This is a genomic window from Flavobacterium fontis, from assembly GCF_900129405.1.
Lineage (GTDB): Bacteria > Bacteroidota > Bacteroidia > Flavobacteriales > Flavobacteriaceae > Flavobacterium > Flavobacterium fontis.
In genome coordinates this window covers 50,566-68,501 of record NZ_FQVQ01000015.1, presented here as the reverse complement: position 1 = coordinate 68,501, position 17,936 = coordinate 50,566, and the positions used below count along the sequence as shown (strand labels likewise).

Sequence of the window (17,936 nt, the reverse complement as noted above, 5' to 3'; positions counted from 1 at the left end):
CTAACAATGCAATTCGCTATTTTTTAAGTTTGTTCTACCAAAAACAATTCAAAACTCGAAGTATATGTCAGTTATTGTAAAATTATTTCATTGGTTTACCCTCGTGGTAGTGCTTATGTTTGCGCAATTGTTGAGTGCGCAAAATAAAATGGATTTAACCGAATCGCAAAACGACAATGTGGTCATGACCTGGCGAAAAAATACGCCCGAACAGGAGATGAAAGATGACATTAAAGCGTTGGCGGATTATGGTGTAACCGTAAAATATTCGGGAGTAAAGCGCAACAGTAAAGGAGAAATTACGGCTATTAAAGTAGATTACAAAGACCGCAAGGGCAACAAAGGGTCTTTGGAATACGATCAAGAGCAACCCATTACAGATATCGTTCTTTTCAAACAAAACGGAACTATTGGTTTTGGTTCACCCGCGCAAAGCAATGACATTATTGCGATGAACGATAGGTTTGGCCGTTCGTTTGGCGGTAATAGTATGCGCCCGTTTGGAAATGGATTTATGATGGAAGGAATGCCCGATATGAAGGAATTCAACTTCAATTTTGGAAATGGCGAAGGTTTTTCAGGAAAATCAAAAATGATTATCAAAGAGAATGGAAAAAAACCTCTTGTCATTGAAGATGGAAAAGTGATAGAAGGCGGTGATGACTATACCAAAGAAGAGTTGGATGAAATTTTGAAAAACAACAAAATGTCCATTCAAGGATTTGGAGAAGGAAGTCCCTTTGAATTTGATTTTCGCAATTCGGAAGGATTGGAACAATTCAAAGAAAAAATAAAGTCGCTTCGTGGTGAATTTTCTCAAGATAGTCCTTCAGAAGAAGACTTGGAAAAAACGAGAAAAGAATTAGAAGCTGCCAAAGAAGAAATGGTGAAAGCCCGTGAAGAGTTGGAAAAAGCCAAAAAAGCTTTGGAAAAAGAAAAAAAAGCGACGCCCGCAAAAGCAAAAAAAGCATAATATGAAAAGACCCTTGATTCAGGGTCTTTTTTTATTTTTACCAAAAAAATATGTTTCGATTTCTAGCGCGTTGTAATCGCTTGTTTTTACCCAGTTTTACCAAACAAGCCTTGGATCCTGCCAAAGCGAAAAAGTGGCAACTTGCCATTTTAGCTTGGCGGTACTATGTGACTTCTAGAGCCATAAATCAATAAGTCATCACCGCATGAATGGGACGATTGTCGAGTTGCTGTCGCCCATTTAAAAAGGTGAGTTCCATCAAAAACGAGCATAAAACGACTTCGCCGCCCAATCGTTCTACCAAGCGGCAAACCGCAGCTGCCGTCCCTCCGGTAGCCAATACATCATCGTGAATGAGCACGCGATCGCCAGGCTGAATAGCATCCGCGTGAATTTCTAAGCTATCGGTACCATATTCGAGCGCATACGACTCTGAAAGGGTTTGAAAGGGAAGCTTTCGGGGTTTACGGACAGGAACAAAACCGGCTTGAAGACGATCGGCTACTAAGGTGCCAAAAAAGAATCCTCGACTCTCTACACCTACGACTTTATCGATAGGATGTTTCGCCCCGGCAGCGACCAATTGTTGCAAGCATTGGTTTCGGCCTTCGGGAGATAAAAGCAAGGGGGTGATGTCTTTGAATACAATTCCCGGTTTGGGAAAATCCTGAATATCACGAATATAGTTTTCTAAGTTCATTTTTTTAGGGATTTTTACAAAAATACGCTTGCAAGTTACACATTTATGCCTATATTTGCACCCGCAATAAAGCACTTACAAATTGTAAGTCTGCATTGTAAATCGGCCTCGTGGCGCAACTGAATAGCGCATCTGATTACGGCTCAGAAGGTTACAGGTTTGAATCCTGTCGAGGTCACGAATGAATCGCACAAAACAAAAAAACGCCAAGTTTACTTGAGCGTTTTTTTTTGTTTTATGCGATTCTCAAAGCGGAGCTTTGAAGGATGTTGCGCAGCAAAATCCTTTCGTGACCTCGACTCACAATCTTTTCCTGAAAACAACTTGGGAAAAGGATTGCGCATCAAAATCCTTTCGTGACCTCGACTCACAATCTTTTCCTGAAAACAACTTGGGAAAAGGACTGCGCAGCAAAATCCTTTCGTGACCTCGACTTACAATCTTTTCCTGAAAACAACTTGGGAAAAGGACTGCGCAGCAAAATCCCTTCGTGACCTCGAAAAACAATCTTCCATGAAAAGTAGCTTGTACTGAATCCTGTGAGCCTAAAGTAATCTTGGACTTAAATTTGATTTCAATAGATAAAAAAACAAAGACCAAACTACTTCTAAGCTAATAAAAGTGCGAAAAGTATTATATTTTTCAAATATGCTTGATAAATGATTTCGAAAATTGTTTTACAACAAACAAAAATAAAATTACAAGAATCTGATTATCATTTGTTTAGGAAAAATACTGGTCAACTTCAGGAAAAATACCTTAAATGCTAGGTATTTTTCCTATAGGATTTTTCCCCTTCAATGGTCAAATTTGTGTCTCAAATAAAATCAACTCCTAACCTTAAACACCATTCGTATGAACCTCGCTCAAAACTTAACCCAACACATTGCTAATCCCCAAAACATAATTATTATTGACGGCGCCACTGTTAATGCGGCGTGGGTTAGCTCACACACAACCTACCTTGCTAGTAATGTGCTACCCAGTCCAACAGTACCCTCTTATTATATAGTCGATCTGAGTTTAATCAGCAATCAATTTTCAGTGTTGTCGCAATGGCTCACCAATCATGTGGCAAATATCAGTTTTATCGATAGTTATTCATTTATCCTTTTAGGACATGAATTGAATGACACAGCTTATAAAACACAAATAAACACCGCAATTAATCAAAATGATTTTTACTGTATTGATGGTGATTCATTAACAAAAATGGTTGCCGATTTTGAGCATACCTTTTATCCAAATTACCTACAAGTGATCACAGATACAAACGGTATTCCCAAACGACTTGATTTGATTACAAATTACTCTGATGAAAATCTTTGTTTTTCAATACCCTTTTTTCAAGCCTTGTTCCTTGCCATGGATGGCGCTATGGAAAATCTCGAAGAAGTAAAATTCTATTTTACCAAGGTCACCAATGCCGATGATAAAAGTACCGTAGCCTTCAAAGTAGTCTATGAAAATTTGGAGGGGTATTATGATTATTCTGGCGGGCAAACATTTAATATCTTAGATTTATCAAAAAAACCAGCAGCCTCTATAAAATAATTTATCAATGATAATTATTAGTGATTTATTTAGTACCATAAAAATTATTATTTATTATCAGTTATTTGTATTCTTTGCTGCAGCCTTTTTTATGCCCCTCAAACGAAAAACGAATAAGATTTTTTTTGGTATTTTGATTTGTTATAGTTTAACAGAGTTCATTACTATTTTAATGAAATTTGTAATAACTGATAATCATTTTAGGACAAATATGAATTACAAAAACTATGAACTATCATTTATTGTTACTTTTTTGTTATGGTTTTTTTTGTTAGAACAAAATGGGGTTAGTAAAAAATTGATGCGTTTTGTTTATTTATTTTTTTTGTGCTTTGTAGTAGTTGATTTCTTTGTAATTCAAAAAGATGATGATTTAAAAACTTACATCTTTTGCATGGGTTCTTTTTTGTATCTAACTATTTTTTTTATGTTGAGTTTTAAAAAGTTAAAAAACGAAGACTTCAATTTTCTTTTTAACAATGAATATAGATTACTTAGTGCGCCAATCCTCATGTTCTTTGGCCTTTCATTGGTATTTGCTTTCATTGATGTAAAACTTCAACAAGTTATAATTTATAAAAGTTACGACCTCTATACCATTACAACAAATTACATCAACTTTATCAGCTACTCACTCCTTTTATGGTACATTTATATCGAATACCGCAATCATAAACGAGTCATTCCCGAAGAATAGCACCAATTGTTTTTTATGAGTAATTACAGTCTTGCCATTGGAATCCTGATTTGCTTAGTTTTTATAAGCCTGATTACTACGTTTAGTATAATGCTGGCGCGTATGCATATTGGGAAAGTAAAAAAATATACCCAACAACTGTTTGAAAAAGACCTCGAGTTTCAACGTAATATCACACAAACCATTATTGAAACCCAAGAACAGGTTTTACAAAACATTTCGCGTGATTTGCACGACGATGCCGGGCAACAGATCACGGCTTTGAATTTTCAAATCGAGAATTACAAATACGACCATCCTGAACAGTCCGAACGCCTTGAAAGTCTGAGTGAGTCTCTAAAGCGACTGTCACAATCCGTGCGCAGTATTAGTCACTCCCTCAACAGTCAGTTGGTCTTACAACAAGATTTAGCCAAAGCCATTCGAACCGAAATGGAACGCTTGCAAAAAAATAGCAGTATCCAATTTGAAATGAATTTGGGCGATACACAACCCTTCTTGAAAGATGATGAAAAGTTAATTATTTATCGTATCTTTCAGGAGTCGATAAACAATTGCATCAAACATGCCCGGGCGAAAACTATACGTGTGCAGTTAGCCACACAACCCAAGTTCAGCTTGCAGATTGAGGATGACGGGAAAGGATTTGATGTAACTACAAAAACGCTATCATTGGGTTTGGTCAATATGAAAAAACGAGCGGAGTTAATTCAATGTTCGCTAGTCATTGAATCCAAACCTGGACGTGGAACACAAATAACCCTACAACGCAATTAAAACGCTTATGGAACCCATCCGCATTTGCTTAATCGATGATCATGCCATCGTTCGCCAAGGTCTCAAAGAACTCATTCAACGCCTCGGTGAATATCAGGTTGTCCATGAATTTGATGATGGCGATCAATTCCTAGAATCCTTACCGCTTGTTCCCATTCCCGATATGTACATCTTGGATTACTCAATGCCACATAAAAATGGGATTGAAGTGTTGCAAGAACTTGAAAAGAAAACTGGGGAACACAAAGTACTACTCCTCACCCAACATATTGATGAACAAATCATTGACGATGCCTATCACCATGGAGCCCGGGGGTTTTTACATAAAAATTGTTCAGCTGCCGACCTTAAATTTGCCATTGACAACATCATCAATTTTGGTTACAATAACATCACTGAAATTTTAAATCGCATCAAAAATTACGATGTTCGCAAAGAGGAAGAACTCCCCATTACCTTCGAAATGACCGACAAAGAACTAGAGTTTCTCACCCTAGTATGCGATGAACGGGAACTCACCTATGACCAAATGGCCAAAATCATGAATGTGACTGGAAAAACTATTGATGCCTACCGCACCACGCTGTTTGATCGCTTTCAAATTCGTTCCAAAGTGGGCTTGGTTTTGTTTTCTTACAAACATCGTTTAACGGAACCCTTTCTGTAATCCTTCGCAATTCATCAATGTATAATCATTAACCAAACTTGCCCATGCAGCGTTTGGTTTTTTTTTTGCCCATTTTTGACATGAAATAATCAAAAAAGCACCTCTAAACTTGGAGGCTAATTTTGTATTTTTGCGCCACAAACTAACATTCAACGGATGAAAAATACAGCTTTAACTCCCATTCATATCCAATTAGGCGCCAAAATGGTTCCGTTTGCTGGATACAATATGCCTGTACAATACGAAGGCGTCAATGCCGAACATGAAACCGTTCGCAACGGAGTGGGCGTTTTTGATGTGTCGCACATGGGCGAATTTCTACTATCGGGTCCCCATGCTTTGGACTTGATTCAACGCGTAACGACCAACGATGCAGCAACGCTTGACATTGGCCGTGCTCAATATTCCTGCATGCCCAACGCGACAGGCGGCATCGTCGATGACCTGATTGTATATCGACTCGATGAAATGAGCTATTTACTGGTCGTTAATGCTTCCAATATTGAGAAAGACTGGAATTGGATTGCGCAACACAATACCGAAGGAGCTGTTATGGAAAATCTTTCCGATGCTTACTCACTCCTTGCCATCCAGGGTCCGAAAGCTGTCGAAGCCATGCAATCGTTGACGGCGATTGACTTGGCCAACATCAAATACTATCATTTTGAAGTAGGCACTTTTGCGGGTATCGAAGAGGTAATTATCTCTGCTACAGGATATACCGGGTCGGGAGGATTTGAAGTGTATTGCAAAAATGAAAATGCGGAACAACTTTGGCATAAGGTCTTTGAAGCCGGCGCGGCTTATGGAATCAAACCCATCGGACTTGCAGCACGGGATACCTTACGTCTTGAAATGGGATTCTGTTTGTACGGCAACGACATCAACGACACCACCTCTCCTATCGAAGCGGGCTTGGGTTGGATTACAAAATTCACCAAGAATTTCACCAATCATGAGGCCTTAAAAGCACAAAAAGAACAAGGTGTAAGCCGAAAATTGGTGGGATTTGAATTGACCGAACGCGGAATACCTCGCCATGATTATGAAATTGTCGATGCCGATGGAAATACTATTGGAATCGTGACTTCGGGTACGATGGCACCCTCATTGGGTAAAGGAATCGGATTGGGATATGTGGCTACTGAATTTGCGGCTGTGGGATCAGTGATTTATATAAAAATCAGAAACAACCAAGTAGCTGCCCAAGTGGTTAAACTCCCTTTTTACAAAAAATAAATTCACAAAATTTAAAAGGCACAATTTCCTGATATCACGTAAATTTGCCCCCTAAAATTAATTAACAGCTAAAGAAAAAATTCCTATGGGAAGAGCATTTGAATTTAGAAAAGCCCGAAAAATGAAACGTTGGTCCGCTATGGCCAAAACGTTTACTCGCATTGGTAAAGACATTGTTATTGCGGTAAAAGAAGGAGGTCCTAATCCGGAGACCAACGCCCGTTTACGCGCAGTTATTCAAAATGCCAAAGCGGCCAACATGCCCAAAGAGAATGTAGAACGCGCCATTAAAAAAGCATCCGATAAAGATACGGCAAACTACAAGGAAGTTTTATTTGAAGGGTATGCCCCTCATGGTATTGCCATTTTAATTGAAACGGCTACCGACAACAATAATCGTACAGTAGCCAACATCCGCAGTTATTTCAATAAATGCAATGGAACACTGGGAACCCAAGGATCGGTCGAATTCATGTTTGACCATACTTGTAATTTTAGAATTCCCAATACAGGGCAAGATATTGAAGAATTAGAACTGGAAATGATTGATTTTGGGGTCGAAGAAATTTTCGCCGATGAAGACGGAATTGTGATGTATGCCCCATTTGAAAGTTTTGGAGCGATTCAGAAAGAATTGGAAAGTCGCAGTATTGAGATTTTATCCTCTGGATTTGAACGTATTCCTCAGGTGACAAAAGCCTTATCCCCAGAACAAATTGCCGATGTGGAAAAATTATTGGAGAAAATTGAAGAAGATGACGATGTGATGAATGTCTACCACACCATGCAAGAATAGTAAATGACCCTTTTCGTATATGAAAACCAATCCTCGCGATTGGTTTTTTTATTGTATGCCACTTTACAAATGTTAAATTTTTAGGATTCAGGTTTTAAACCAAACGTATTAAAAGTAAATACCCCAAAAAAAATCTGAAAAAATTTAAACTCAAATTGCTGATTTACAACTTATTGGTATTTTCCCCCAAACATTTGGGTATTTTTCCCCTAGAAGCTCAGGAAAAATACTTTGATTCGTCAGGAAAAACCCTAGAGATTATTCAAAATAGGGGTAGTAATATTGCAATAACAATGACAAACATGATAACAATTCCATTTTGTCACGCAAGCCATTATTCGATTTATACGCCTTGGGTACGTGAGGGTCTTCGGACCCTTACGTCGTACCCAAACTACAGAAAAAGGTAAAAAACAAACCAACGCTAAGGATAAAATTTTAAATCAATACGTATGGTATGTGCACTAATAACGGGGGCTATAATGGGAATGCTAGGACAAGGCCTCTATCTGTCCCTTCACTATTATTTGTGCGCTTCATTTCAATCTAAATTTTCATCCAGAAATAGCATTCAAGCAGCGAATGCACTTGTGGCAAGTCTTCTCATCGGGGGAACCTCCGAATGTTTACTGGTAGTTTATGTTTCCACTTCAACACTTGGAATCATTCCGTTTTTACTGGGAGCAATATTCCCTTTTTGTTTTCAGAAAGTCCTTGGCACAGGGGCAAATAAAGAAAAACATCGCTCTACATTTTAAACCTAACTCTAAACCAATTTCTTATGGTTGCCATCGACACACAGTATTTGGGAGGTTATAATCGTTCGGGAAGAACTATTGCTTGCGTAAATGCCTTGGTTATTCATCGTTCTTTACCCTATTCGACGGCCAAATCAATCGACGAACGGTTGCGGTTTATGAATGAACGACGGTACAACACCGAACGGCAATTGATACGGTATGCGCCGCATTATGTAATCAATGAAACTACTATTGTGCAAACCCTTCCCGAAACAGAAACGGGATATCATGTTGGCGCAGCCTTTTACAATTACACGCCCCTAGCCCGTCAATTGATGGGAAACGAAAAATCGGCCAATAATGTCACCTTGGGTATCGAACTCTGTGCGACTGAGGGACCCATTCCACAAAAAGTTTTACAAAAAGCCCTTCCTTTGGTGCAACACTTGATTCACCAATACCAACTCCAAAGACACCAAATTGTACGTCCTTTTGAAATGGTCAAACAAATTGACCCCGACCTCATTATGGATGCACTTCAATGGAAAGCTTTTCTCGATACGGTGTATCTTCCAGAGCGGGTATATTGATTCTTGAAATGTGCTTTCCTGCTAATGAACGTTATTCCAACACAAAACTGATGGTCACCTGTGCCGTTATCTCGATTTCACCAATCGCCAACGTTTCTTGTGGCATGGCATCGGCTTCCTTGGTAAAAAAACCTTCAGCACGTTGTAGGGTAGGATATAACATAGACCCTGTCTCTGAAATTTGATGGGCTTTTCCCACTTTTTGCTGTAAGGGTGAGGTGTAATCCTGAGCGCGTTTTAAAGCATCTTGCGTGGCCAGTTTGCGAACTTGAGTTTTGTATTCTTCTATTTTTGTTGCCTTAAATTCTACGCCCGAAATGGTATTAATTCCCTGATCTACCAACCCCATAACCAAGGCATCGTATTGTTTTAAATCACGTAACGTAACTTGCAAATTTTGAATGGCTTGGTAATTAAATTTATTCTTTTCACCCGTGTATATGCGCCCCAAATGAACCCCAATTGTTTGCATATCATTGGTCGCTATCCCAAACTTTTTTAGAAAACGCAATACGTCATCTACCGTAGCATCATTTGTCTTTTTCACCGCCGCTGCCTCTTTTCCTTGGGTTTCAACCCCAAAAGAAATAACAGCGTAATCGGGAGCTACTTTCATTTTACCCTCGCCTGAAACCGTAATTTGGGGAAGTGATTTGACTTCTTGTGCTTGGGTAAACAATCCAAAACTTAGCAACATAATGGCAACAATTACTCTTCTCATGATATTTATTTTTTAGGTTTTTATTTGGATTACAAAAGTTGTGCCTTTCTTATTTTCGTTTTCTTACCATAAAAAAAAGAATCACGATCGGCAATAACAATCCTGCAACTAAAAGCGGTTGATTGAAAAACAAATGCGGTGCTTTAAGCAATGTAAAAAACAATCCTGCAATTGCTCCTCCAAAGTGAGCCGCATGCCCAATCCCATCATTTTGTGCTTTCATCCCGTAAATGGAGTACAATAAATAACCCATCCCAAAAAGATAGGCTTTGATAGGAATTGGAATAAAAAACAGATACAACTCCATCTCAGGATTGAGTAAAATTGCGGCGTAGATTATTCCGGTTACCGCTCCCGAAGCTCCAATAGCAGTATAATGGTATTGATTTTTATACAAAGCCAATGTCAACATACTTCCAAACAACAAACTGGCTCCATAGAGAAATAAGAACATGTATAAACCCAATTGATATAGCACCACCGGCGCGAAAAAATATAAGGAAATCATATTGAAAGCCAAATGCATGATGTCAGCATGCAAAAATCCCGAAGTTACCATTCGGAAATGCTCGCCAGCGCGAATACTGCCCACATGAAACATGTATTTTCGGAAAAAATAGGTGTCCTCCCACCCTTTCCAACTGATCAAAGCCGTGATTCCGATTAAGACATATAGCACTATCATAAATCTATTTTTGGGTAAAAGTACAAACTTAAGAATTGTTAATTCGAAATAAAATCTTAAGGAAACCCTTTATATTTGCACAAATTTCTTGCATGCAATTTCTTGTCTATCTTCTCATATATCCGATAATTTGGTTGATTTCCAAATTGCCTTTTCCGCTTTTATACTTACTGTCGGATGGCATCTATATTTTACTTTACCGCGTAATTGGGTATCGTAAAAAAGCCGTGCGACGCAACCTAGCTATGGCGTTGCCCCATCTTAGTGAAGCCGAACGCTTGCGTATTGAGAAAAAATCCTTTCAGCATTTGTGCGATATGTTTTTGGAAATGATCAAAACCTTGTCTATTTCACGTAAAACTATGGAGACACGATTTACCTTCACCAATATGGATTTGTTTCATGCAATGGAGGAAAAAGGAAAAAGTATTGCCTTAATGTGTGGTCACTATGCAAGTTATGAATGGGTGATTTCGATGAATTATTACACTCGATTTAAAGGGTTTGCCATCTATAAACGAATTGCCAATCCCTACTTTGATCGCTTGGTCAAAAAAATTCGTTCACGCTTTAAAGCCTATTTAATCACCACCAAGGAAACCAAACCCACCATCGAAAAAAATGCGCGCGAAGGGATCTTAGGCCTCTACGGTTTTGCTAGCGATCAAACACCGCGCTGGAGTGAAACCAATTTGCACTGGCATCATTTTATGGGAATCGAAACGCCTATTCACATTGGCGCAGAATCATTGGCCAAACAATACGATATGAATGTCCTATTTTTAAAAGTGCGTAAAGTGAAACGAGGATACTATGAAGGTACTTTTGAAATACTCTCCGACAATGTGCATGAAGTTCCCGATTACAAACTCTCGGAAGCTTTTATGGCCAAAGTAGAAGCGCAAATTTTAGAACAACCTGAATACTATATGTGGACGCATAAACGCTGGAAACATAAAAAAAGAACGGCATAAAAAAATCCCGATTGACTCGGGATTTTTATTTTATGCATACATCTTCGCACGCAATTCTTTTATTTTGGGATCCTCTAAGTAATCATCAAAAGTCATGTAACGGTCGATGGCACCTTGTGGGGTAAGTTCAAGTACCCGTGTGGCCACTGTTTGAGCAAACTCATGGTCATGGGTAGTAAACAAGACCGATCCTTTGAAGTTCTTCAAGGAATTGTTAAACGCTGTAATCGATTCCAAATCCAAGTGATTGGTAGGCTCGTCGAGCATCAACACATTGGCGCGAAGCATCATCATGCGCGATAACATACAACGCACCTTCTCCCCTCCCGACAATACATTACACTTTTTTAACGCTTCTTCGCCCGAGAAAATCATTTTTCCTAAAAAACCTCGTACGTATACTTCATCGCGCTCTTCTTCGGTTTTGGCCCACTGACGCAACCAGTCGACTAAGTTGATATCGGACTGAAAAAACGCGTGATTATCGTTGGGTAAATACGATTGAATCGTGGTCACACCCCATTCATACGTTCCCGAATCGGCTTGTAAATGTCCGTTTAAGATTTCATAAAAGGCGGTGGTAGCCCGTGAGTCTTTGGAAAACACTACAATTTTATCGCCCTTCGCCATGTTTAAATCTACATTTTGAAATAAAACCTCACCGTCGATTGAGGCCGCTAAATTTTGAATGTTCAAAATCTGATCGCCCGCTTCCCGCTCTTGTTCAAATATAATGGCAGGGTAACGACGACTTGAAGGCTTAATTTCATCCAAATTGAGCTTTTCCAACATTTTCTTACGCGAAGTCGCCTGCTTTGATTTGGCCACATTCGCACTGAAACGGCGGATAAACTCTTCCAACTCTGCTTTCTTCTCCTCTGCCTTCTTGTTTTGTTGTGCTCGTTGTTTGGCGGCTAACTGACTCGATTCATACCAAAAAGTGTAATTCCCAGAATAGTGCGTAATTTTTCCAAAATCAATATCTGAAATATGGGTACAAACCGCATCCAAAAAGTGACGGTCGTGCGAAACCACAATAACCGTATTTTCATAGTTTGCCAAAAAGTTTTCCAACCAACCAATCGTTTCAAAGTCCAAATCATTGGTCGGCTCGTCCATAATCAGCACATCGGGATTTCCAAATAAAGCCTGCGCCAAAAGGACACGTACTTTTAACTTCCCCTCCATCTCTGCCATCAGCGTGTAATGAAAGTCCGAACCAATCCCCAAGTTCGACAACAAGGCAGCGGCATCACTGTCGGCATTCCAACCGTTCATTTCATCAAATTGAATTTGCAACTCCCCAATACGATCGGCATTTTCATCCGAATAATCCGCATACAAGGCATCCATTTCGGTTTTAATCGCATGCAGTACTTTATTCCCCATCAATACCGTTTCCAACACCGTATGCTCGTCAAACATGTTGTGGTTCTGATTCAAAACCGACATCCGTTTCCCTGGCTCCAATATCACTCGCCCCGATGTAGGGTCCATATCTCCTGCTAAAATTTTTAAAAACGTGGACTTTCCGGCACCATTGGCACCAATAATTCCGTAACAGTTCCCTAGGGTAAACGAGGTATTCACTTCATCAAACAAAATTCGTTTTCCAAACTGAACGGATAAATTAGATACAGTTAACATGTAACAAGTGGATTTTAAATTCGGTGCAAAAGTAAGCAAATAGGGCGACTTTACCCACCGCAACCTCTAGTTTTTTTATCCTTTGATACAAGCAAATAAAGCCCAATCTGCATGAAAAAACTCCCTAAACGAACAGCCTTAATTTCCCCCTAAACTACCCTCCAAAAGAAGAGGCGTACGTTCGTTTCCGCCGATAATTCAAATTTGAAGCGCATTGGAAACCACAGCCGATTTTGAAGGCTTCACTTTTAACTAATGGTTAACAATATATTGCACAGCTACTAAATACATTTGCGAATTACAACAGAACTGTAGATGAATTTCAAAATTGCCTCAACGTATGGTGCCCTAGCTTTGGCCGCACTTTCAGTATTGACGTCTTGTAAAAAAGAATTCGATGCCGATAACTATGTGGCGTACTTTGGCGGTGAAGTTGAAAATCCGCAATCGCGTTATGTCCTTTTTTGCCAAAACAATGTGGTATTGGACACCCTTCCGTTGAAAGCAGACAATACGTTTTTTGTCAAATTTGATTCCCTAGCCCCCGGATTGTATACGTTCAAACATGAGCCGGAATACCAGTACGTTTATTTTGACAAAAACGACTCGATTCGCGTTCATATTGATTCCAAAGATTTTGATCAATCCATTATTTTTTGTGGCCGAGGCGATCAAAAGAACAATTTCTTGATGGAAATGTACCTTCGTAACGAGAAAGAGAAAAACAAAATTTTTGATATCTTGGATTACGAAGCCCCTAAATTTCTCTCTTACATCAACAAAGTCAATGCCGACAATATCGCTTTCTACAAATCCAAAAAAGAGGAAATTAAATGGAATGACGAGTTTGATGTCTACGCCCAAGGCATGTACCTTTTCCCCCACTATACCCGTAAAGAAATTTACCCCATTGTACACAAAATGCGTACAGGGAACGATGTGAGTAAAGCCCTGCCCAAAGATTACTACGATTTTCGAAAAACAATCGACTTTAGTGATGAAAAGATGACCGACTTCAGTCCGTTTGTCATGTATCTCAACTACATGCTCAACAATGTAGGGTCGATTCACTACCACAACCATTTTTCGGAAGTCGACTTGGCGTTAAAAACCAATGTCAACAAACTCAAAATTGCCGATACCCTCATCAAAAATGAAAAGGTCAAAAATATCGTGGTCAACAGCATTGCCTTTCAATACTTGTTGGAAGATCAAAACATGGTCAACAACCAAGAGTTTTTGAAACACTATTACAAAATCGCCACCGATAAAAGCAAGAAAAACGAAATACTAAAACTAGGAAAAGCGATCAACCAATTGACCGATGGTAAAAAACTACCCTCCGTTACCTTACTCGATGCGGCAGGTAAAAATGTCAATTCGTCCTCGCTAATCACCAAAAATACGATACTATTTTTCTGGAGTGAAGAATTGAATTCGCACCTCGTCGCAGCGCACAAAAAGGCCTTGGAATTGCAAAAGAAGTACCCCAATTACGAATTCATTGCCATTAATTTGGACAAAAATCCGAACACTTGGAAAGAGGCTTTAACAAAGTATTCCTTCGGTCCCATCCGGCAATACCATTGCTCTAACTTTGAAGAAATCAAAAACAAATGGGCGATTACCAAAGTACACCGCACCATGATCATCAACAAAGACCTCACGATCAAAAACGGATTCACCAATATGTTTGACATCCGTTTTGAAGAAGACTTACAATAAAAAAAGCCCTGACGAAAAATCAGGGCTTTTTTGTAGTGTATTGTGTGTTACGAATTTCCTTTTTGGTAATCAGCAATAAACTGTGCCAATCCGATATCGGTCAACGGGTGTTTTAGCAAACCTAAAATAGCTGACAACGGCCCTGTCATCACATCCGCTCCAATTTTCGCACAATTTACTATATGCATGGTATGGCGAACGGAAGCGGCCAAAATTTCGGTTTCAAAGCCGTAATTATCATAAATTTCGCGAATCTCTTGAATCAAATTCAATCCGTCGGTGGAGATATCATCCAAACGGCCCACAAAAGGCGAAACATAAGTAGCCCCTGCTTTGGCAGCCAACAAGGCCTGACCCGCAGAAAACACCAACGTCACGTTCGTTTTGATGCCTTTATCAGAGAAATATTTACACGCGCGCACACCGTCTTTGGTCATGGGCAGTTTCACCACAATCTGCGGGTGTAAATCGGCCAATTGCTCACCCTCGCGCACCATGCCCTCGTAATCGGTCGCATTCACCTCGGCACTCACATCCCCTTCAACAATCGAGCAAATGTCCACATAGTGCTTCAAAATGTTGTCCAAACCGGTAATGCCCTCTTTGGCCATCAACGAAGGATTGGTCGTTACTCCATCCAAAATTCCCAACGATTGGGCCTCGCGAATCTCATTCAAATTCGCCGTGTCAATAAAAAACTTCATAGTATAATTATAAAAAAGTTGTGTTTACACCTTGTGTTTTTGGGCGCTTCCCCTCCATGCTTCCGGGGCCGGGCTGTCGGGAGTCGCTACCCTCGTCACCTCGGGTGAGCTTCAACAATCCCTCCATCCCTAGCGCAACATTGCAAAAGTACAACACCAGATTTGATTGAGAAAATTTTGTTGGGATTTAAGTGATTAGTGATTGGTGACTAGTGATTAGTGACTAGTGATTAGTGACTAGTAATTAGTGACTAGTAATAAGAAAACTGCGACTGAGACTGCGACTGAGACTGCGACTGCGACTGCGACTTTACACTGAACACTGTACACTGCTAACCGCTACAACTCATAATGCTTCATCAACATTTTCTCATACACCCGATCGGGTAAAACTCGCTTCAAGACTATGGAGAACCGTTGCATAAACGCTCCAATCTTATAATGCAATTTGGGTTGTTTGGCCTGCATAATCGTATAAATCGCTTGGGCCATTTCCAGCGGATCACTGCCCGAGTCCACATGCTCATTCATCGCAGCCAAGGTTTTACCATACGTCGATGCATAAGCCGAACCCGGTACCACAGGCGCATGATAGCGACCTGCCGCGATATTGGTGGCAAAATCTCCCGGCGCCACATTGGTCACCTTTATTCCAAAACTTTTTACCTCCATACTCACTGCTTCCGTAATGAGTTCCAAAGCCCCTTTTGAGGCCGAGTAGACCCCGCGATATGGCAGTCCCATATACCCCGCAATCGAAGTGATATTGACAATCAATCCCGAATGCTGTGCCCGCATTTGGGGCAACACTGCTTTCATAACCTCAATCGGACCAAAGAGGTTGGTTTCAAAATTTTGACGAATCTCCTCTGTCGGGATCTCTTCCAACGGCCCGGTGATGCCTACCCCAGCATTGTTGATCACCACATCGATACGTCCCGCCTGAGCCAAAACGTTTGCAACTGCAGCTTGGATACTGGATACATCGCGTACCTCAAGCGCTACCAGCGGAAAAACAGAATGGGGATACCGTTCGGGATAGCGACTCGTTCCAAAAACGCGATATCCTTTTTCGTGTAAATATGTTCCAATCGCTTTCCCAATTCCTGAGGAAGCGCCCGTAATGAAAACCACTTGTTGCATGATGCTGTTGTTATTGAAAATGTGTAGTTGCCTTTCACGGCTGTTTGTTATTCCAATTCCTGTCCAAATTGCAGTATATAATGATTGTTGTCGTAAATGGCAAACTCGCGCATTCCCCAATCAAAATCCTCCATAGGATACGCTACTTTGACCGAATCCTTAACGTGATCCCACAAGGCGCTAACATCATCGGTTTTGATATAAAAAGTTCCTGTAAAAAAAGGATGTTCAAAACGGGTTTGTGCCGTAGGTCGGGAAACCATCAATTCACAGGCATCGCGATGGAGCGTGGCCCAACCCCATTCTTCACTGTAATTACCTAAGTGAAAGCCTAACTTTTCGGTATAAAATGCCACCGTCTCGTTCAAGTGATGCGTCCAAATTAACGGAACTATCGGTTCAAATTTCATGAAATCTATTTTGGGTTAAAGATACTTATTTCCTGCGAATGCCTAAGCCTGGTTCGGTCGATAATTCGATTACTCCTGCGTTAATGGAAGTTCCCGTAGCGATGTCATTGGCTATGAGATTGGAGCCGTCCAAATCGGCGTAATCACACAAGGGCGCCAAAACAGCCCCTGCAGAAATTCCAATCGTGGATTCGGTCATACATCCAATCATCACCTTAAAGTGCCTTGCTTTGGCGGCTTTAATCATAGCAAGCGCCGGTGTGAGTCCCCCGCATTTCATGACTTTTACGTTCACCGCAGGATAATGGTTGGCCAATAATGACAAATCGGTTTCACTTTGGGCATCTTCATCGGCCATCCACAGCACCCCGTCCTCTTTTGAAAGGTGTTGATAATTGACAAAACCCGTAGGCATGGGCTGTTCAACATAACGAACGCGATGCCGCCCCGACATTTGGGTCCACTCCAAACATTCGTCGGGAGTCCAACTCGCATTGGTATCCAACGCAAAAGGGAAATCAGTCGCGAGCAGTTGTGTTAATTGATGCCGATTAAACCCGTGGCATTTTACTTTAAATGTTGGCCACGGTGACGCCTGCATTTTTGCGATTTGTGTTGGAGCATCTGCCACAGAAATTGTCCAACTGGAATGAGGAATTCGATCGGTAGAAAGGGCATTCCATTCCAAAAAAGAACGCTTTTCCAACTTGCCCATGACATCCCAATATGCGCAATCCAAGGCCGATTTCAAGAAATTTGGCAGTTGCCATTGGGTCAATAACGTGTAAAACTCTTGGGGAGAATGCATCCCGAAATTGGAAATCGCTTTTTGATGTTGTAGTAACAGTTGTTCAAAATGTTTCAAATCAATACCGTAATACCCCAGTGCTGTGCATTCACCATAGCCCGTTTGCCCAGCATGGGTCAACTGAATAATTAAAGCATCTCGATAGTCGTATTGGCCATAGCTAATGGAAAAGGTTTCCTTCAATTGAAGTCGAACGATATGCCATTGAAGCTCCATAAAGTTGCGGGAAAAGTAGTTGCAGAAAGTGCAAAAAAAAATGGCAAGCGACCTACATCGCACCGCTACAACCGCATACCTTTGCTATGTTCCCATCCTGGAGGATTTTGCAGGAGCTGGTCGTGTAGGACTTGCCGCGGCAAAGATACATTCTTTTTCATTTTTTACAA

At 40.5% G+C, this 17,936-nt stretch carries 19 protein-coding genes, 1 tRNA gene and 1 other RNA gene; 12 read left to right on the top strand and 9 right to left on the bottom strand.

Annotation, left to right across the window (positions count from 1 at the left end):
- The first annotated feature begins 64 nt into the window (after positions 1 to 64).
- Positions 65 to 973 carry a hypothetical protein gene (locus BUC17_RS11770; RefSeq protein ID WP_073364714.1) on the top strand — a complete coding sequence of 303 codons (909 nt, stop codon included), beginning with the start codon at positions 65 to 67 and terminating at the stop codon, positions 971 to 973.
- 50 nt (positions 974 to 1,023) lie between these two features.
- Complete coding sequence (locus BUC17_RS11765; RefSeq protein WP_073364712.1) at positions 1,024 to 1,167, top strand: SsrA-binding protein; 144 nt, start codon at positions 1,024 to 1,026, stop codon at positions 1,165 to 1,167.
- Here the strand turns inward: BUC17_RS11765 and BUC17_RS11760 are convergent.
- Positions 1,161 to 1,673: an adenine phosphoribosyltransferase gene (locus tag BUC17_RS11760; RefSeq protein ID WP_073364710.1), complete on the bottom strand. Its 513-nt coding sequence runs from the start codon at positions 1,671 to 1,673 to the stop codon at positions 1,161 to 1,163. The genes BUC17_RS11765 and BUC17_RS11760 overlap by 7 nt on opposite strands.
- A 104-nt stretch (positions 1,674 to 1,777) precedes the next feature.
- Between BUC17_RS11760 and BUC17_RS11755 the strand changes: the two genes are divergently transcribed.
- The 8 genes from BUC17_RS11755 (at position 1,778) to BUC17_RS11715 (ending at position 8,733) form a co-directional block, all read left to right on the top strand.
- A tRNA-Arg gene (locus tag BUC17_RS11755) sits at positions 1,778 to 1,851 on the top strand.
- 677 nt (positions 1,852 to 2,528) lie between these two features.
- The gene (locus tag BUC17_RS11745; RefSeq protein WP_073364706.1) at positions 2,529 to 3,227 is read left to right on the top strand and encodes a hypothetical protein; all 699 of its coding nucleotides are present in this window, start codon (positions 2,529 to 2,531) and stop codon (positions 3,225 to 3,227) included.
- Between the two features lie 427 nt (positions 3,228 to 3,654).
- Positions 3,655 to 3,924: a hypothetical protein gene (locus BUC17_RS14020; protein WP_143161791.1), complete on the top strand. Its 270-nt coding sequence runs from the start codon at positions 3,655 to 3,657 to the stop codon at positions 3,922 to 3,924.
- A gap of 15 nt (positions 3,925 to 3,939) precedes the next feature.
- Positions 3,940 to 4,701 (top strand): sensor histidine kinase, encoded by a 762-nt coding sequence (locus BUC17_RS11735; protein WP_083544954.1) that lies wholly within the window; start codon positions 3,940 to 3,942, stop codon positions 4,699 to 4,701.
- 7 nt (positions 4,702 to 4,708) lie between these two features.
- Positions 4,709 to 5,368 (top strand): response regulator, encoded by a 660-nt coding sequence (locus BUC17_RS11730; RefSeq protein ID WP_073364700.1) that lies wholly within the window; start codon positions 4,709 to 4,711, stop codon positions 5,366 to 5,368.
- A gap of 156 nt (positions 5,369 to 5,524) precedes the next feature.
- On the top strand, positions 5,525 to 6,607 hold the full coding sequence (gcvT, locus tag BUC17_RS11725) for a glycine cleavage system aminomethyltransferase GcvT (RefSeq protein ID WP_073364699.1): 1,083 nt from the start codon (positions 5,525 to 5,527) through the stop codon (positions 6,605 to 6,607).
- Positions 6,608 to 6,692: 85 nt separating this feature from the next.
- Entirely contained in the window at positions 6,693 to 7,403 is a 711-nt protein-coding gene (locus tag BUC17_RS11720) for a YebC/PmpR family DNA-binding transcriptional regulator (protein ID WP_073364697.1), read from the top strand.
- Positions 7,404 to 8,184: 781 nt separating this feature from the next.
- Positions 8,185 to 8,733, top strand: a complete 549-nt coding sequence (locus BUC17_RS11715) for an N-acetylmuramoyl-L-alanine amidase (protein WP_073364695.1) — start codon at positions 8,185 to 8,187, stop codon at positions 8,731 to 8,733.
- A gap of 31 nt (positions 8,734 to 8,764) precedes the next feature.
- Here the strand turns inward: BUC17_RS11715 and BUC17_RS11710 are convergent, their stop codons facing one another.
- Positions 8,765 to 9,454 (bottom strand): SIMPL domain-containing protein, encoded by a 690-nt coding sequence (locus BUC17_RS11710; RefSeq protein WP_083544952.1) that lies wholly within the window; start codon positions 9,452 to 9,454, stop codon positions 8,765 to 8,767.
- A 49-nt stretch (positions 9,455 to 9,503) separates the two neighbouring features.
- On the bottom strand, positions 9,504 to 10,139 hold the full coding sequence (locus BUC17_RS11705; protein WP_073364691.1) for a rhomboid family intramembrane serine protease: 636 nt from the start codon (positions 10,137 to 10,139) through the stop codon (positions 9,504 to 9,506).
- Positions 10,140 to 10,231: 92 nt separating this feature from the next.
- On the opposite strand from BUC17_RS11705, the gene BUC17_RS11700 reads away from it, so the two are divergent.
- Positions 10,232 to 11,113 carry a lysophospholipid acyltransferase family protein gene (locus BUC17_RS11700; RefSeq protein ID WP_073364690.1) on the top strand — a complete coding sequence of 294 codons (882 nt, stop codon included), beginning with the start codon at positions 10,232 to 10,234 and terminating at the stop codon, positions 11,111 to 11,113.
- A gap of 30 nt (positions 11,114 to 11,143) precedes the next feature.
- On the opposite strand, the gene BUC17_RS11695 is transcribed toward BUC17_RS11700, so the two are convergent.
- Positions 11,144 to 12,760 (bottom strand): ABC-F family ATP-binding cassette domain-containing protein, encoded by a 1,617-nt coding sequence (locus tag BUC17_RS11695; RefSeq protein WP_073364688.1) that lies wholly within the window; start codon positions 12,758 to 12,760, stop codon positions 11,144 to 11,146.
- A gap of 315 nt (positions 12,761 to 13,075) precedes the next feature.
- Between BUC17_RS11695 and BUC17_RS11690 the strand changes: the two genes are divergently transcribed.
- Entirely contained in the window at positions 13,076 to 14,485 is a 1,410-nt protein-coding gene (locus tag BUC17_RS11690; protein ID WP_073364686.1) for a TlpA family protein disulfide reductase, read from the top strand.
- 47 nt (positions 14,486 to 14,532) lie between these two features.
- Here BUC17_RS11690 and fsa read toward each other — a convergent pair whose 3' ends face one another.
- From fsa to ffs, 5 genes are all read right to left on the bottom strand, one after another.
- Positions 14,533 to 15,189: a fructose-6-phosphate aldolase gene (gene fsa, locus BUC17_RS11685; RefSeq protein WP_073364684.1), complete on the bottom strand. Its 657-nt coding sequence runs from the start codon at positions 15,187 to 15,189 to the stop codon at positions 14,533 to 14,535.
- Positions 15,190 to 15,528: 339 nt separating this feature from the next.
- The gene (locus tag BUC17_RS11680; RefSeq protein ID WP_073364682.1) at positions 15,529 to 16,332 is read right to left on the bottom strand and encodes an SDR family oxidoreductase; all 804 of its coding nucleotides are present in this window, start codon (positions 16,330 to 16,332) and stop codon (positions 15,529 to 15,531) included.
- Between the two features lie 47 nt (positions 16,333 to 16,379).
- The gene (locus tag BUC17_RS11675) at positions 16,380 to 16,742 is read right to left on the bottom strand and encodes a VOC family protein (RefSeq protein WP_073364681.1); all 363 of its coding nucleotides are present in this window, start codon (positions 16,740 to 16,742) and stop codon (positions 16,380 to 16,382) included.
- A 25-nt stretch (positions 16,743 to 16,767) separates the two neighbouring features.
- The gene (locus BUC17_RS11670) at positions 16,768 to 17,766 is read right to left on the bottom strand and encodes an enolase C-terminal domain-like protein (RefSeq protein WP_073364679.1); all 999 of its coding nucleotides are present in this window, start codon (positions 17,764 to 17,766) and stop codon (positions 16,768 to 16,770) included.
- Positions 17,767 to 17,804: 38 nt separating this feature from the next.
- Positions 17,805 to 17,903, bottom strand: an RNA gene (gene ffs, locus BUC17_RS11665) — signal recognition particle sRNA small type.
- Positions 17,904 to 17,936: the final 33 nt, after the last annotated feature.

Coding starts and splice junctions, on each gene's coding strand:
- BUC17_RS14020 (WP_143161791.1), top strand. CDS start 3,655: ATGTTGAGTTTTAAAAAGTTAAAAAACGAAGACTTCAATTTTCTTTTT.
- BUC17_RS11675 (WP_073364681.1), bottom strand. CDS start 16,742: ATGAAATTTGAACCGATAGTTCCGTTAATTTGGACGCATCACTTGAAC.
- fsa (WP_073364684.1), bottom strand. CDS start 15,189: ATGAAGTTTTTTATTGACACGGCGAATTTGAATGAGATTCGCGAGGCC.
- BUC17_RS11670 (WP_073364679.1), bottom strand. CDS start 17,766: ATGGAGCTTCAATGGCATATCGTTCGACTTCAATTGAAGGAAACCTTT.
- BUC17_RS11735 (WP_083544954.1), top strand. CDS start 3,940: ATGAGTAATTACAGTCTTGCCATTGGAATCCTGATTTGCTTAGTTTTT.
- BUC17_RS11705 (WP_073364691.1), bottom strand. CDS start 10,139: ATGATAGTGCTATATGTCTTAATCGGAATCACGGCTTTGATCAGTTGG.
- BUC17_RS11700 (WP_073364690.1), top strand. CDS start 10,232: ATGCAATTTCTTGTCTATCTTCTCATATATCCGATAATTTGGTTGATT.
- BUC17_RS11720 (WP_073364697.1), top strand. CDS start 6,693: ATGGGAAGAGCATTTGAATTTAGAAAAGCCCGAAAAATGAAACGTTGG.
- BUC17_RS11760 (WP_073364710.1), bottom strand. CDS start 1,673: ATGAACTTAGAAAACTATATTCGTGATATTCAGGATTTTCCCAAACCG.
- gcvT (WP_073364699.1), top strand. CDS start 5,525: ATGAAAAATACAGCTTTAACTCCCATTCATATCCAATTAGGCGCCAAA.
- BUC17_RS11715 (WP_073364695.1), top strand. CDS start 8,185: ATGGTTGCCATCGACACACAGTATTTGGGAGGTTATAATCGTTCGGGA.
- BUC17_RS11680 (WP_073364682.1), bottom strand. CDS start 16,332: ATGCAACAAGTGGTTTTCATTACGGGCGCTTCCTCAGGAATTGGGAAA.
- BUC17_RS11765 (WP_073364712.1), top strand. CDS start 1,024: ATGTTTCGATTTCTAGCGCGTTGTAATCGCTTGTTTTTACCCAGTTTT.
- BUC17_RS11745 (WP_073364706.1), top strand. CDS start 2,529: ATGAACCTCGCTCAAAACTTAACCCAACACATTGCTAATCCCCAAAAC.
- BUC17_RS11695 (WP_073364688.1), bottom strand. CDS start 12,760: ATGTTAACTGTATCTAATTTATCCGTTCAGTTTGGAAAACGAATTTTG.
- BUC17_RS11730 (WP_073364700.1), top strand. CDS start 4,709: ATGGAACCCATCCGCATTTGCTTAATCGATGATCATGCCATCGTTCGC.
- BUC17_RS11690 (WP_073364686.1), top strand. CDS start 13,076: ATGAATTTCAAAATTGCCTCAACGTATGGTGCCCTAGCTTTGGCCGCA.
- BUC17_RS11770 (WP_073364714.1), top strand. CDS start 65: ATGTCAGTTATTGTAAAATTATTTCATTGGTTTACCCTCGTGGTAGTG.
- BUC17_RS11710 (WP_083544952.1), bottom strand. CDS start 9,454: ATGAGAAGAGTAATTGTTGCCATTATGTTGCTAAGTTTTGGATTGTTT.